Annotated in this window: 1 protein-coding gene and 1 pseudogene; both read right to left on the reverse strand. The window is 58.9% G+C overall.

Features of this window, described 5'->3' with window-relative positions; all coding sequences use genetic code 11:
* Positions 1-467 (reverse strand): annotated as a pseudogene (locus DW913_RS10060) (SIS domain-containing protein); the annotation flags it as partial.
* Between the two features lie 170 nt (positions 468-637).
* Positions 638-1,852 carry an MFS transporter gene (locus DW913_RS03290; protein WP_171025282.1) on the reverse strand — a complete coding sequence of 405 codons (1,215 nt, stop codon included), beginning with the start codon at positions 1,850-1,852 and terminating at the stop codon, positions 638-640.
* Positions 1,853-1,971: the final 119 nt, after the last annotated feature.

Genomic DNA, 1,971 nt, shown 5'->3' on the forward strand with positions numbered 1-1,971 from the left:
ATCTCGCAGCCACCGTTACCATGATCGGAAGCCATCTTGACGCAATTCTCGGCGCCGACAGCCTGGCCGATGAGGCCCTCGGGCTTGGTCATGGCGTAGACGCGCACACCCATGCCCTTCATCTTCTTGACGGCCTCGAGGACCTCGGGGGTGGTGCCGGACTCGGAGGCGGTGAGCACGACGGACTTCTCGGTCATGCGCTTGTGGCCCATGGCGTTCCACTCGGCGGCGTGGATCAGGTAGACCTCGAGGTCGCGGTCGCCGAACTTGTTCATGAGGTACTCGAGCTGCATGAGCTCGTCCCAGGTGCCGCCGACGCCCATCAGGAACACGGCGTCGTAGCCCTCGTCGGCGACCTTGTCGGCGAGCGCGGTCATCTTCTTGCCGGCCTCGTAGACGTTCTTGCCGTCCTCGACGTAGCCCTCCTGGCTAAAGTGCATGATCTCGATCTTCTCGGTTTCCTTCATGGCTTTTCCTTTCTGTCCTGCACGCGAATCTATATATCGCGTTTCTTTTCGATACCAATTATAGACATACACCCAACGTGTTTTTAATACCACTTTTCAATCTGTTCCAATCCTCGGTGAACGGTCGAAATTCTCTGGTGAGTGGTATTAAATTAGACTTTGATGTATAGCTAACGCCCCCGGCGTCTCCCTTGTGTGACAAAGAACAGCGTTCCTACCAGCGCAATAATGGTCGATGCTCCAAACAGTACCGTCTGGACGCCCAAAGCCTCCGCCAAAAACGGAGCCGCCAGCAGCGGCACCACGCCGGCGCTCATCAGGCCAAAGCGCACAAAGCCGGTAATGCGACCCAGGTATTTGATGTCGGCGCGCTCCTGAATCAAGATCATCTGCAGCGGCTCCAGGAACCCCCAGGCCAGACCGTTAATCGCCTGACCGACAATCGCGACCCCCAGCATATCGGTGCCCACGTACACCATGGACCCAATGCCCACGGCCATGAGCGCGCCGAGCAGCAATCGTAGGTTGACATGGCGAGCAGAAAGCTTGGTCAGGATGAACGCGCCCACCGAGGAAGTGAGGCCCACGACCGAGGACAGCCAGCCCAGCCAGACGATATCCACGTTGAGCACATCACGGTAGAACAACGACTCAAGCGAATCAAACGCGCCAAACGCAAAGAATCCCAAAAAGCCCGAGATAAAGATGAGGCGCAGGTCGTGGTCGCGAAACGTAAGTCGCGCACCCTCGGCCATGCCGCCCAGAATACCGCCCTTCGGCTTTTCCCCTTTTGCGGGAACAACGCACTCGTGACAGCCCAAGGAGAGCACGGCCGCCACGCCCATCATGCCCGCCATGAGCAGATAGACCGATTGCGTGGCAAAACAGCTCACGATGGCACCGCCGAGCAGCGGGCCAGCGGTATAGGCGATATTGCTGTAGAACACCATGAGACCGTTCACGCGGGTACGGCCCTCGGTGGTCGACTCCAGGTATCCCGGAAACGCATGCGTGCAGGTGTTGATAAAGCCGCCCGCAAGCCCCAAGACGCACGCGGCAAACACAAGCCCGGGGACAGACAGCGGCGCCAACCCCACGCCAAGCGATAGCACAGCCGTAATCACGCACGTCACAAATGACGTCCGGCGCGGTCCAAAGCGATCGATGACCGAACCCGACACCATATTGCCCGCCGACGTCATAAGATTGCGCACGAGCGTAATGGCGGCAACCAAAAAGGCCGTGCCGGCCAGATCATACGTGGCCGCACCGATAAGCCCCAAAAAGTAGACCGCGTTGTTGGCGCACCACTGCAGGGACTCAATAAGAATCAGCCTGACCTCCGCCGGCGTCAGGCGCATTGCTTCGCGATCCTTCGCGAACATACGAACTCCTTCTATACAAATAGGGGATGGAGGGCATAGGCCTGCTCCATCCCCTTTCCAGGTTGCAACGAAAATCTATGCAGCCGGGCCCTTACGCCAGCACGCCGAAGAACGCGCCG

The organism is Collinsella sp. AM42-18AC (genome assembly GCF_003467965.1).
Classification (GTDB): domain Bacteria; phylum Actinomycetota; class Coriobacteriia; order Coriobacteriales; family Coriobacteriaceae; genus Collinsella.